The organism is Agrobacterium sp. DKPNP3 (genome assembly GCF_052686535.1).
Window position 1 is genome coordinate 1 of record NZ_JBQYSN010000116.1, and the last position, 12,287, is coordinate 12,287.

The following is a 12,287-nucleotide window of genomic DNA, read 5'->3' on the forward strand; positions in this document are numbered from 1 at the left end:
CGAAGCGAGACTGGGATATGGCGCCCTGATGGCATCCATGGGCCGGCTGGCGCTCCACACGCCGCTCCTGCGCCGGCGGGCGATCTACCATGCCTTCATGTTTGCAGCCTTCAGCCTGTTCTGGACGACGACGCCCCTTTATCTGAGCGGTCCGCATTTCAATCTGAGCCAGGGTGAGATCGCGCTGTTTGCCTTGGCGGGTGCTGCGGGCACCGTGGCCGCTCCGATCGCCGGGCGGATGGCGGATCGTGGCTGGACGCGGGCAGCCACGCTGTTTGCACTGCTGGCAGTCGCGCTTTCTTTCGCCATCACGCATCTGGCTCCGGAAGGTTCACATCTGGCGCTTGCCATTCTCGTCGTCGCAGCCATCGTGCTGGACTTCGGCGTCACCACCAACCTGGTCCTCGGCCAGCGGGCGATCTTCACGCTCGGAGCGGAATTCCGCAGCCGCCTGAACGGCATCTATATGGCGACGTTCTTCATGGGTGGGGCGATTGGCTCGGCAGTGGGAGGATGGGCCTATGCCGTTGGCGGATGGCAAGCCGCGTCATGGCTGGGGTTTGCGCTCCCGGTTGCAGCGCTGCTCTATTTCCTGACGGAAAAGCACGACTGAGATACCACACATACAAAAAAGCCCGGCGGACCAACCGCCGGGCTTTTTTCGTTTTCGTGTCGTCAATCCTATTCCGCGAATTCAACGACCACGCCAGGGCGGACCATCTTTGCCAATTCGGTCGCATCCCAGTTCGTCAGGCGGATACAGCCGTGGCTGTTGGTCTTGCCGATCTTGGAAGGTTCCGGCGTGCCGTGAATGCCGTATGTGGGTTTCGACAGGGCAATCCACACCGTACCGACCGGGCCGTTTGGACCCGGCGGAATCTGCAGGATCTTGTCGTTCTGACCCTGCTTGAAGTTGATTTTCGGATTGTAGGTATAGCCGGGATTGAGCGCGATGCGCTCCACCGTATGCGTGCCGCTCGGTGAGGGCGTATCCGTCGAACCGATCGTGGCGGGATAGGCGGCGATCAGATTGCCATCCTGGCCATAGGCAAAGACCTGCTTGATACCCTTATGGGCGACGATGCGGGCGACCTGACCCTTCTTCGGCTCGCCGGGATTCACGACCTTGATGATGGTGCCGGGCACTGAGAAATCGATCCCGGGGTTCAATTCCTTCAGGTAGTTCTCATCCATGTGGAACCGTTCCGCCAAAGCCTCCGTCGTTGACGTGAAGGAGAGCGCAGGCAGTTGCGATTTTTCGGCATAGTCGTCCGGAATTGAAGCGACATAAGGACCGGCCGCATCGGCCGCCGTGATCGTGTAGTCCACGATCGGCATGCCGCCGGAAGCACGCAGCCGCTCGAGAATGTCGTCGGAATTGTTCGGGTCCAGCTTTTCGCCGGTCATGTCCTGCCAGGCGGCAATTGCCTTGTTGACGTTGTCGCCCATTTTGCCGTCGATCACACCGGGGGAAATACCCTCGCGGTCGAGGAAGGTTTGGAGTGCAACGATTTCCTGGCGCGACCGGTTGACGGGTGTCGTTACCGGCGTGTGCCGCTCGATCAAATGCTCTGGCTGCGGGACGGCGGCCGTAGTGCTTTCGCCCGGCACAGGCTGACCCAGGGGGCCGCTCTCGACGGCGCCCGGCGCGGGAACGGAGCCGGTGTAGAAATTTTCGTCGGAGCCGTCGCCGCGATATTCGCGGTAGTCGCGTACGCTGCCATTGTCCTGATAGCCGTAGTCACGCTGTGGCTCGCGATACTGGCCGCCTGGGGCAGGGGGGTAATAGGTTGTGTCGCGCTGCTGCCGTGCCTGCTGGCGCTGCTGCGGGTAACCGGATGGCATTTCCGTGGCGAGCAGGTTGCCATACTGGTCGTAAAACACGGTGCGGCCCATCGCATCCCGGCTGATGACGATATCGCTGCGTTCAGGCATGAAATCGAGAACCCGCCCATCCGGCGTCACAAGCATGGATTGCTCGCCATAACGCTGCTGCGCGCCAGCCTGTAGCGGGGCGAAAACTGACGCAAGTGCGAACGTCAGACCCAGAGCGGCGTTAAGAAAATGTTTCACGATTCTGCTATCCCTTGCTTCGTCACCGATAAACACACGCTAATCTTGACCCTATTGTGAAAAAGGTGAATTCGCGGTTAATGCAATCTTAATTTTCCTCACAGTTAGTAGCGTTTCCGTGATTTCTGCGTTTTTACTGCCACAGGGAGGCTGTCTTGCATTCTTTTAAGGCGGGCAAATCGCCGCGCATTTTCCTTGATGAAACCTCCGTCTTCGATATTGGGTCGTGCATCGTCGATGGCATCGACATCGCTCCCGGTCGCGCCATTCCCGATGATGGCGATCCGCGGATCGATCATTCGCTGGAAGGCTTCCTCTTTACCTGCGGTCCTGATCATATCCGCCATCCCGTGGTGATCGATGACGGTGGCGATGGGCGCCGATATCCGCTGCATGGCTCCTTTTCCGCGCATCCGGCAAAGATCATCACCTTCGACACTCACGAAACCAATGCGCTGGCGCGTGTAGAGGTTCCCGTAAAGCTGGCGGATGGTGGGACTGCGCTTCTTCATCGCACCTGGCGCATCGATGGTGAAAGCGGTGAAATCAGCCTCGACGACAGCATCGTCAACACATCGGAGCGGCCGATGCCGGTCTTCCTGATGTATCATATGAATGTCGGTGCGCGGCTGTTTGACGACGCCGTGCGGCTTGAAGGCGCGATGTTCGAGAATGGCGGCCATGGCTGGCGGTTTGGCGAAGAGCCGGGCAGCGTTTTCTGCGTTTCTGCCGGTAATGATGAATGGGCGGAACTGAAGCTCGGGCCGATTGCGGCCATCGGCGGCAAGACGTTGAGCGTCCGGTTCCGGACGGAGACACTGCCCTACCTCCAGATGTGGCGCAATCAGAAAGCACCCGCCAATGTGCTGGGTATAGAGCCCGTATCCCACCGTTGGGTGGAGCGCAGGGAGCTTGAGGCGGCCGGCGAGTTCAACATCCTCCAGCCGGGCGAAAGCCGCTCCTTCGGCCTGCGCTTTTCCATTCTTTGAGCCGTACCGAATGGGATCGCCCGTCATTGACGCCGCGGTTTTGACCGCTTACATCGGATGCGGATTTCAAGGGTGACGGCCAGCGGAGGCAAGAAGATGGATATCAGGCGCATAGACGACGAGTATTCGGTAACCGGACAGATCAGCGTCGCCGATCTCGACCAGATCAAGGCACTTGGCTTCAGGTCGATCGTGTGCCACCGCCCTGACGGCGAGGAAGAGGGGCAGCCGCTTTTCGCTGATATAGCAGAGCGCGCCGAGCAGCTTGGGCTGACGATCATGCATGTCCCGGTCGGTCGCTACGGTGTCGACGCCGATGCCGTTGCCGGCATGGTGGATGCGCTGGATGAATTGCAGCGCCCGATGCTCGGTTATTGCCGGTCTGGCGCGCGCTCCACCGCGATCTATGAAAAGACCCACCACCTGCGCGGCTGATCTTTCGCGCAGCTTCATTTCCAATGCCAATCAACAGGAGTTTTTCATGACCATCAAGCGTATCGAGCCGGGCAAGCGCATGAGCGGCGCCGTCGTTCACGGCAACACCGTTTATCTGGCCGGCCAGGTTGGCGAAGGCACGAGCGTGACGGAACAGAGCAAGTCGGCTCTTGCTGAAGTCGACCGTCTGCTGGCGGCTGCCGGTTCCGACAAGTCGAAGATCCTGCAGACCATCATCTACCTGTCCGACATGTCCACCTTCGGCGAGATGAACGCTGTGTGGGAAGGCTGGATCGACCCGGCAAACCCGCCGGCCCGCGCCACCAGCGAAGCAGCGCTGGCAACGCCAGACTACAAGGTTGAATTCATCGTGACGGCGGCTCTCTGAGCATCCGTCTGAATTTTTAAGAAAAGGCCGGGTCGCGGAATGCGGCCCGGCCTTTTTTGATGGATGGGGTCAAAAAACTCTCCCGTCATGCCGGGCTTGACCCGGCATCCAGCCTCGGCGCGTCTGTGTCGTGAAAAGAGTCTTTTGCGATCAAGGACTTGATCGCGCTGGCCCCCGGATCTAGCCCGAGGTGACGGCGCGGCGTGGCGACATGGCCACAAAATGCCAAGTAGAAGCAATTTTCATGTTTTTTGAATCGCTTACGTCCGTCACCTCACCGGCGAAGCAAGCGCCTTCTCAAACTGTTTCAACGTCTTAACCCGCTCCGCAAACCATAGTCGCGCCAGATCATTTGCCGAAGCGAGATCGATACCATCAGGGTTGATTGAGGTGATCGTCCAGCGCCCGGCCTTGGCGCCTGCGAGAACGGCAAGCCGGCCCGCTTCGCCCTTGATGGCGTTGAGGCGGGCCGCTTCGTTTTCCGCCGTCGCCATCAGTTCTTCTGCGCCTGACAGATCGGTGCGCAGATCGGTCGGGGTGATGTTGCTGGCGTTGCGGGCCGGTCCGCCATTAATCTGCACGCCTTCCGTCCGCAGCCGGTAAAGCCTGGTGTCGCGAAGGGAGAGATAGAGTTTGGCCTTGGGGTATCGGGCAATGTAGCGCGCGATGGCGAGCGGCACGTCATCCGGGCCGATCTGTTCCGCCCTGCCAACAAGTGTCAACCGCGGCAGCGTCAGCGCATCGCCCTTGCCGAAGGGGGCGAGCGTGAGCGAGATGCGCGGATCGCTTTCCATGTTGCGAGCATGCAGCGTCAGCCCGGCCGCAAAGAAGAACGGCGTGCCGTCAGGCTCAATGCCGATATTGGTAGCGGTCGTATAGGGATAGCCGCTGACGGGATCGAGCGTGGCGAGTGCTGCCGTGCGGGATGTGTGCAGTACATTGCGGGCAACGCGCACGGCCTCAAACGGGGCGCCGGCCGAGGGCTCGATCTTTGCGCCGCGTGGGGTGATGACGGGAGGGGCAACATCCGGCATGTTGTTTCCTAAGCTGTAAGTTTTACTCAGGATTTACACCATGCCGGAGCCATGTCCATCATCAATATCAGTGGGCGATATCAGGCCCGGGTTCTGATCTGTGTCAGCGTGCGTGTCGGCGTGATCGCTTCCGCATCCAGCTTCACCTCGATGATGGCAGGTTTTCCGCTGGCTCGCGCGCGCTTGAAGGCGGCGGCGAAGTCTTCGGTCTTTTCCACCGTTTCGCCGTGCCCGCCATAGGCTTTGGCGAAGGCTGCGAAATCGGGATTGACGAGATCGGTGCCGCTGACACGGCCGGGATATTCCCGCTCCTGATGCATGCGGATCGTGCCGTAGGTGCCGTTATTGACCAGCACGGTGATGATCGGCAGGCCGTAACGCACGGCAGTGATGAATTCCTGACCGTGCATCATGAAGCAGCCGTCGCCGGCAAAGCAGATGACCTCGCGCTCCGGGAACAGATGCTTGGCGGCAACCGCCGCCGGCAGGCCGTAACCCATGGAGCCTGATGTCGGGGCCGATTGCGTGTTGAAGCGACGGAAACGATGGAAGCGATGCACCCAGGTGGCGTAGTTTCCAGCGCCATTGGTGAAGATGGCATCTTCAGGCACATTCGTCTCGATCCAGTCCATGATTGGACCCATCTGCACGGCGCCGGGTCCCGTCTGGGGCGGCGTCGACCAGTTGAGATAGGCCTCATGCATCATTGCCGTGCGGGACGCCCACGCGTCGTTATGCGGCAGATCGACGGAGGCCAGCGCGGCAACGAAGTCATCCGGCGAAGCGCAGATGGCGAGATCGGGCCGGTAGACGCGCCCGAGTTCTTCGGCTTCCGGATAGATGTGGACCAGTTTCTGCGACGGGTAAGGGATGTCGAGCAGCGTATATCCTGACGACGGCATCTCGGAGAGGCGGCCGCCGAGGAGGACCACCAGATCGGCGTCCTTGATCTCCTTCGAAAGCGCAGGGTTGATGCCGATGCCGACGTCACCGGCATAGGAGGGGCTAAGATGATCGAACAGCATCTGGCGGCGGAACGAGCAGCCGACGGGCAGCTTGTATTTTTCGGCAAATGCCTTGAAGTCTACGACGCTTTCCTCGGACCAGCGTGTGCCGCCGATGATGAAGACCGGGCGTTTCGCCTCAGCAAGCATTTCAGCAAAGGTTGCGATCTGGGACGGGCCAGGATGGGCCTCGACCGGAGTATAGGGCTTTGCCTCTGGCGCTTCGACCTCTTCAACCAGCATGTCTTCAGGCAGGGTCAGCACAACGGGACCGGGCCGGCCGGAGGTGGCGACGGCAAAGGCCCGGGTGACGAATTCGGGAATGCGGCGGGCGTCATCGATTTCGCCCACCCATTTGGCAAATTCGGTGAAGGCGCGGCGATATTCCACTTCCTGAAAGGCCTCGCGCTCGCGAGCCTCGCGCTGCACCTGGCCGATGAAGAGGATCATCGGAATGGAATCCTGGCGAGCAATGTGCAGACCCGCAGAGGCATTCGTCGCGCCCGGGCCGCGGGTGACCATGCAGATGCCGGGTTCGCCTGTCAGCCGGCCCCAGGTATCGGCCATCATGGCAGCGCCGCCTTCCTGACGGCAGACCAGTGTTTCAATGCCGCTCTCATAGAGGGCGTCGAGGACCGCGAGATAGCTCTCGCCCGGCACGCAGGAGACGCGGCTGACGCCATTGGCCTTCAACGCTTCGACAATCAATTGTCCGCCGGTTCTCTTCATGGCGCGGTGTTCCTTTCAATCGTTTCCAGTTCGGCCAGCACCTGCGCCTGATGTTCCCCGAGCTTCGGGCTCGGGCGTTCGTAACGCAGCGGTGTTTGCGACATTATAATCGGTGTGCGGACGCCGGGGATGACAGTGCCGTCTTCGCCCGCAAGATCGACGCGCAGGGCGCGGGCCTTGATCTGCGGATCGGCGAACATTTCCTCGATCGAGTTGATCGGTCCGGCAGGCACGGCATTCTTTTCGCAGGCGGTGAGAAGATCGCGCTTCTGCCATTTCAGCGTTTCGGTGGAAACGATCCTGCGCATCTCGGTCTTGTGCGCGACGCGGGCCCTGTTGGTCGCATATCGCTCGTCATCGGCAATCGCGTCGATGCCGAGGATCCCGCAGAGACGGCGGAACTGGCCGTCATTGCCGACGGCAAGGATAAGGAAGCCATCTGCCGTCGGCACCACCTCATAGGGCGAAATATTGGGGTGGGCGTTGCCAAGCCGCACCGGCGGCTTGCCGGAAACGAGATAGTTCATGTTCTGGTTGGCAAGAACGGCCGATTGCACATCCAGAAGCGCCATGTCGATATGCTGACCCTCGCCGGATCGCATGGCATGGATCAATGCCGCCTGAATGGCCGTGACGGAATAGATGCCGGTGAAGATATCCGCGACCGCAACGCCCGCTTTCATTGGCTGGCCGTCCGCTTCGCCCGTGATCGACATGAAGCCGGACATGCCCTGCACGATATAATCGTATCCGGCGAGATCGGCGTAGGGCCCTGTCTGGCCAAAGCCGGTGATGGAACAATAAATGAGCTTGGGGTTGAGAACCCTCAGGCTCTCGTAATCGAGGCCATATTTCACAAGGCCGCCGCGCTTGAAATTTTCGATGACCACATCGGCAGTACGTACCAGCCGGCGCACCAGTTCGCAGCCATCGGGGGTCTTCAGGTCGGCGACGACCGAGCGCTTTCCGCGATTGGTGGCGTGGTAGTAGGCGGCGGAAAGGTTCTCGCCATCATCGCTTTCCACGAAGGGCGGCCCCCAGGCGCGAGTGTCATCGCCACCCTCGGGGTTTTCAACCTTGATGACATCGGCACCCATATCGGCCAGCATCTGCCCCGCCCAAGGGCCGGCCAGAACACGCGCCAGTTCTATGACGCGAATGCCTGCTAGCGGCGCTTTCCTGTTCGGCATATCGGTCATCTGTCCCCCGGTATTTGTGTCTGCCGGTTTATAGACCGCTGCTTGCCGCGTCGCATGTGATTTTATCTCATGGACTTATTCCGTTTTGGAACGGCACTAAACTGGGGCTGACACGGCAGCTTCGACATTCGTTGTGTTTTGAGAGTCCCCTAATTCCGTCATTCCGGCTCAAGGCCGGAATGACGGGGAGGGCGTTTTACTGCCACCCACCACCCGGTCGCACCAGGCAGCGAAATCCGCAGCCGGGGCCTGCCAGCCGATTTCGTTCAGTGTCTCGTGCCGCATACCCTTGTAGATGGTGTGCTCGACATGGCTGAAGCCCGCCTGGCGGAAACGCTCGGCCAGCCAGACGATCTCCCTGCCATCATTGGTGGCAGCATCCTGATCACCGCTGACCAGCAAGAGCGGCAGCGTTTTCCGCAGGCGCTCGATGAGTTTTGGCGCTCGATAGGAGAGTTCGAAGACATCCTGCCAAAGGGAAACGCTTGCCTCGAACTGGCAGAGCGGGTCTTCCACGTAAGCGTCCACCGCAGCCCTGTCATGGCTCAGCCAGTCGGCATGGGTGCGCTTTTCTGGCATTTTTGCATTCCAGGCGCGGAAGGTGGCTTTGGGCAGGATCGCGCTCGGCACATCGGAGCCTTTCAGCATTTTCTCAAGCCGCAATACCACCTGTGCTAACCGACCCATAAAGCCGGGATTGAAATTGGAATTCCAGACCGACAGCCCATCGAAGGCATCGGGATGGCTGACAGCGGTGTTCAGCGCCACAAGCCCGCCCATCGACTGGCCGAACAGGATGACGGGCAGGCCGGGATGTCTTTCTGCCGCCATGCGCCGCATCGCCATGACATCGGCCACCACCTTTTCCACGCCATCCTTCCAGGCGAAGCGGCCGAGAGGCGCATCCGCCGCTCTCGTTCGGCCGTGGCCGCGATGGTCATGGGCATAGACCTCGAAACCCTGTTTCGCGAGGGTATCGGCAAACCGGCGATAACGCCCGGCATGTTCTACGAGACCATGGCAGATCATGAGAACGCCACGGGCGGGCGCGAGGGCGGAGGGCTGATGGCGGAAGGCGATGGATGCGCCGGAGGGGGCTTCCAGCCTCTCAATCCGGCTGAAAGCGAAGTTATCCGTCGTCTCATTCATTGTCACACCCATCGCGTGCTCACACAGCTTCTCATAATCATGGGGTCATAATCGTGCCAGAGGTTGCCCCAAGGTCCTATTTACCCTACATAGCGGCAAATTTCCCGATACGTACTCTTAAAAATCCGATGTGGAGCATTCGCTACAATGGCACGTCAATTCATCTATCACATGGCTGGGCTGAACAAGTCCTATGGCGCGAAGAAGGTTCTGGAGAACGTTCATCTCTCCTTCTACCCTGATGCCAAGATCGGTATCCTCGGCCCGAACGGCGCCGGTAAGTCGACCGTTCTCAAGATCATGGCCGGCCTCGACAAGGAATATACCGGTGAAGCCTGGCTCGCCGAAGGTGCGACGCTCGGCTATCTCGAGCAGGAGCCGAAGCTCGACGAAAACAAGACCGTCATGCAGAACGTCATGGAAGGCGTGGCGAGCAAGACGGCGATCGTCGACCGCTATAACGAATTGATGATGAACTATTCCGACGAAACGGCGGAAGAGGGCGCAAAGCTTCAGGACATCATCGACAGCCAGAACCTCTGGGACCTCGAAAATCAGGTCGAAATGGCCATGGACGCCCTGCGTTGCCCGCCCGGCGATTCGCCCGTGACCGGCCTTTCCGGTGGTGAGCGCCGCCGCGTGGCCCTGTGCCGCCTGCTGCTGTCGCAGCCGGACCTGCTGCTGCTCGACGAACCGACCAACCATCTGGATGCTGAAACCATCGCCTGGCTGGAAAAGCACCTGCGCGACTATCCCGGCGCCGTGATGATGATCACCCACGACCGCTACTTCCTCGACAACGTTACGGGCTGGATTCTCGAACTCGACCGCGGCCGCGGCATTCCTTACGAGGGCAATTACTCCGCTTACCTGCAGGCGAAAGCCAAGCGCATGCAGCAGGAAGCCCGTGAAGATGCCTCGCGTCAGAAGGCCATCAGCCGTGAACAGGAATGGATCGCCTCCAGTCCCAAGGCCCGCCAGACGAAATCCAAGGCCCGTATCAAGGCCTATGACGAGCTGGTGGAAGCCGCGGAAAACCGTCGTCCCGGCGATGCGCAGATCGTTATCCCGGTTGCCGAACGTCTCGGGCGTGTGGTCATCGAGGCCGAGAACCTCACCAAATCCTATGGCGACCGCGTGCTGATCGAGAACCTGTCCTTCAAGCTGCCGCCCGGCGGTATTGTCGGCGTCATCGGCCCGAACGGTGCCGGCAAGACGACGCTGTTCAAAATGATCACCGGCCAGGAAAAGCCCGATAGCGGTTCCGTGACTGTCGGTGACACGGTTCAGCTCGGTTACGTCGACCAGAGCCGCGATGCGCTGGCGGGTGACAAGACCGTCTGGGAAGAAATCTCCGGCGGCAACGACATCATCAAGCTCGGCAAGTTCGAAGTGAACTCGCGCGCCTATTGCGGCGCCTTCAACTTCAAGGGCGGCGATCAGCAGCAGAAGGTCGGCAACCTCTCGGGTGGTCAGCGCAACCGCGTTCACCTCGCCAAGATGCTGAAGGCCGGCGGCAACGTTCTGCTCCTCGACGAACCGACCAACGACCTCGATACGGAAACGCTGGCAGCGCTTGAAGAAGCGCTGGAAGCCTTCGCAGGTTGCGCCGTGATCATCAGCCACGACCGCATGTTCCTCGACCGTCTGGCCACGCACATCCTCGCCTTCGAGGGTGACAGCCATGTGGAATGGTTCGAAGGCAACTTCGAAGACTACGAAAAGGACAAGGTCCGCCGCCTCGGCCCGGAGAGCATCAAGCCGGGCCGCGTCAGCTACAAGCGTCTGACGCGCTGATCCTTTACCAAGAGATCCACGAAGGCCCGCCGCAAAGCGGGCCTTTTTCCTTTCATGAACAGACTTGGTGACGAAGACCGCACTTAGTGCTTGCATCAAACGCAACATCGACATAAAGATATCTTTATATCTTGATTAGAGTGTGAGGCATCGCAGAGTGGCGTTCGGTCTGGACAAATTGGTGGATCTGTTGAAGGCGGCGGGCGAAACGACGCGCTTCCGCCTGCTGGCGCTTCTGGCGGCTGGCGACTTGACCGTCACGGACCTGACCGAAATTCTCGGCCAGTCGCAGCCGCGCATTTCCCGTCACCTGAAGCTTCTCACGGAAGAGGGGCTGATCGAGCGGTATCAGGAAGGTGCCTGGGCATATTTCCGTCTGCGGCAGGATGGCGAGCCTGCAAGTGTCGTCCGCCAGCTGCTTGCGGCGGCGTCCCCTTCAGATGCGGTTCTGCAGCGTGACAGCGAGCGGCTTGCCGCCGTCAAACGGGTGCGGGCGGAGCGGGCGCAGGACTATTTCAGCCGCAACGCGTCGGCCTGGGACGAGTTGCGTCGCCTGCATGTCAGCGACGAGGCCGTGGAAGGCGCGCTTCTGAAACTGGTGGGAACGACACCGGTTGATTCCCTCCTTGATCTCGGTACCGGTACGGGCCGTATCCTGCAGCTGCTGAGCGGCATCTATCGCCGTGCGATCGGTGTGGATGCCAGCCGCGACATGCTGTCGGTGGCGCGCGCCAATCTCGACAAGGCGGGCGTTGTGAACGCTTCCGTGCGCCACGGTGATATTCTCAACCTGCCGCTGGAAGGGCAGGATTTCGATTTGATCGTCATCCATCAGGTACTGCATTTCCTCGACCAGCCGGAAATCGCTCTGTCTGAGGCTGCGCGCATGTTGCGCCCCGGCGGGCGACTGATCGTCATCGATCTTGCACCGCATTCCTTCGAATATCTGCGTGATGAGCACGCGCATGTGCGGCTCGGCTTCTCACACCCGCTGATGGAAGAGTGGATGAAGAAGACCGGGCTGTCTCTGGAGCGCGCCGTCGATCTTCATTCTGAAAAGGCGTCGGACGAAGCTCTGGACGTTACGATCTGGGTTGCCCGCGACCAGCGGCTGCTGATGGCAGACGGTGTGGCGCAAGAGGCGGTTTTACTTCGCTCCGGGAGGGCATGACATGTTGAGATCGGAAAACACGCGCCACAATGGCAATATCCGACTGTCTTTCGAGTTTTTCCCGCCGAAGAACGCAGAGATGGAAACCCAGCTTTGGGAGACGGTCGACGAGCTGAAGAAGTGGAACCCGGATTTCGTCTCCGTCACCTATGGGGCTGGCGGTTCCACCAAGGCGCCGACGCTGGACGCAGTGCGCCGCATGATCGGCGACAGCCATCTGCCAACGGCCGCGCATCTGACTTGCGTGGACGCAGGCCGCGACGAAGTGCATCAGGTCGTCGAGGAGTTTCGCAACGCCGGCGTGCGTCATTTCGTGGCG

The 12,287-nt window shown here is 60.4% G+C and carries 12 protein-coding genes; 7 read left to right on the top strand and 5 right to left on the bottom strand.

Features of this window, described 5'->3' with window-relative positions; translation table 11 throughout:
• Nucleotides 1-613, top strand: a 613-nt coding sequence (locus ACUTJJ_RS22410) for an MFS transporter (RefSeq protein ID WP_445543475.1), incomplete at its 5' end; no start/stop codon positions are given.
• A 68-nt stretch (nucleotides 614-681) separates the two neighbouring features.
• Here the strand turns inward: ACUTJJ_RS22410 and ACUTJJ_RS22415 are convergent.
• Entirely contained in the window at nucleotides 682-2,073 is a 1,392-nt protein-coding gene (locus ACUTJJ_RS22415; RefSeq protein ID WP_445543476.1) for a L,D-transpeptidase family protein, read from the bottom strand.
• Nucleotides 2,074-2,228: 155 nt separating this feature from the next.
• On the opposite strand from ACUTJJ_RS22415, the gene ACUTJJ_RS22420 reads away from it, so the two are divergent.
• From ACUTJJ_RS22420 to ACUTJJ_RS22430, 3 genes are all read left to right on the top strand, one after another.
• The gene (locus ACUTJJ_RS22420) at nucleotides 2,229-3,062 is read left to right on the top strand and encodes an aldose 1-epimerase family protein (protein WP_445543477.1); all 834 of its coding nucleotides are present in this window, start codon (nucleotides 2,229-2,231) and stop codon (nucleotides 3,060-3,062) included.
• Nucleotides 3,063-3,158: 96 nt separating this feature from the next.
• On the top strand, nucleotides 3,159-3,497 hold the full coding sequence (locus ACUTJJ_RS22425; RefSeq protein WP_063950605.1) for a TIGR01244 family sulfur transferase: 339 nt from the start codon (nucleotides 3,159-3,161) through the stop codon (nucleotides 3,495-3,497).
• 46 nt (nucleotides 3,498-3,543) lie between these two features.
• Nucleotides 3,544-3,885, top strand: a complete 342-nt coding sequence (locus ACUTJJ_RS22430; RefSeq protein ID WP_004442838.1) for a RidA family protein — start codon at nucleotides 3,544-3,546, stop codon at nucleotides 3,883-3,885.
• Between the two features lie 269 nt (nucleotides 3,886-4,154).
• Here the strand turns inward: ACUTJJ_RS22430 and ACUTJJ_RS22435 are convergent, their stop codons facing one another.
• The 4 genes from ACUTJJ_RS22435 to ACUTJJ_RS22450 all read right to left on the bottom strand — a co-directional run bounded on the left by ACUTJJ_RS22435 (nucleotide 4,155) and on the right by ACUTJJ_RS22450 (nucleotide 9,000).
• Nucleotides 4,155-4,919 (bottom strand): HugZ family pyridoxamine 5'-phosphate oxidase, encoded by a 765-nt coding sequence (locus tag ACUTJJ_RS22435; protein WP_445543478.1) that lies wholly within the window; start codon nucleotides 4,917-4,919, stop codon nucleotides 4,155-4,157.
• 80 nt (nucleotides 4,920-4,999) lie between these two features.
• Nucleotides 5,000-6,652: a thiamine pyrophosphate-binding protein gene (locus tag ACUTJJ_RS22440; protein ID WP_445543479.1), complete on the bottom strand. Its 1,653-nt coding sequence runs from the start codon at nucleotides 6,650-6,652 to the stop codon at nucleotides 5,000-5,002.
• Entirely contained in the window at nucleotides 6,649-7,851 is a 1,203-nt protein-coding gene (locus tag ACUTJJ_RS22445) for a CaiB/BaiF CoA transferase family protein (RefSeq protein WP_445543480.1), read from the bottom strand. The genes ACUTJJ_RS22440 and ACUTJJ_RS22445 overlap by 4 nt, the downstream gene beginning before the upstream one ends.
• 168 nt (nucleotides 7,852-8,019) lie before the next feature.
• Complete coding sequence (locus ACUTJJ_RS22450) at nucleotides 8,020-9,000, bottom strand: alpha/beta hydrolase (RefSeq protein WP_296068968.1); 981 nt, start codon at nucleotides 8,998-9,000, stop codon at nucleotides 8,020-8,022.
• Between the two features lie 147 nt (nucleotides 9,001-9,147).
• On the opposite strand from ACUTJJ_RS22450, the gene ettA reads away from it, so the two are divergent.
• From ettA to ACUTJJ_RS22465, 3 genes are all read left to right on the top strand, one after another.
• Nucleotides 9,148-10,797, top strand: coding sequence for an energy-dependent translational throttle protein EttA (gene ettA, locus ACUTJJ_RS22455; protein ID WP_004442830.1), 1,650 nt, complete (start codon nucleotides 9,148-9,150; stop codon nucleotides 10,795-10,797).
• A 157-nt stretch (nucleotides 10,798-10,954) separates the two neighbouring features.
• Nucleotides 10,955-11,968, top strand: coding sequence for an ArsR/SmtB family transcription factor (locus tag ACUTJJ_RS22460; protein ID WP_445543481.1), 1,014 nt, complete (start codon nucleotides 10,955-10,957; stop codon nucleotides 11,966-11,968).
• Between the two features lies 1 nt (nucleotide 11,969).
• Nucleotides 11,970-12,287, top strand: a 318-nt coding sequence (locus tag ACUTJJ_RS22465) for a methylenetetrahydrofolate reductase (RefSeq protein ID WP_445543482.1), incomplete at its 3' end; no start/stop codon positions are given.